We start from the raw sequence: 266 nt of genomic DNA, 5'->3' as shown, positions 1-266 counted from the left end.
CCACTGCTTGGTGTCAACGGCTGCGTTATTATAAGTCATGGAAAAAGCGATGCTAGAGCAATCAAAAATGCTATTTTTCAGGCTATTAACTTTAGTGAATCAAATATCAATCAAATAATAGAAAAGGAGCTTGAGAAATACAATGCCTAAAGCGAGTTTAAAAAGTATAGCTTCTTATATACCTGAACAAATTTTAAGTAATCACGATCTTGAAAAGATTATTGATACAACAGATGAGTGGATCACAAGACGCACAGGTATAAAAG

At 33.5% G+C, this 266-nt stretch carries 2 pseudogenes; both read left to right on the top strand.

Annotated features, from left to right (window positions below):
- Positions 1 to 150 (top strand): annotated as a pseudogene (locus ELQ10_RS08520) (phosphate acyltransferase); the annotation flags it as partial.
- Positions 143 to 266, top strand: a pseudogene (locus tag ELQ10_RS08515) (3-oxoacyl-ACP synthase); the annotation flags it as partial. The pseudogenes ELQ10_RS08520 and ELQ10_RS08515, both read left to right, overlap by 8 nt.

The organism is Campylobacter sp. US42a, assembly GCF_004379055.1.
In the GTDB taxonomy this organism is placed as follows: Bacteria; Campylobacterota; Campylobacteria; order Campylobacterales; family Campylobacteraceae; genus Campylobacter_D; species Campylobacter_D jejuni.
Note: the sequence above shows the minus strand (reverse complement) of the source record. Positions and strands in the feature narration are given on the sequence as shown.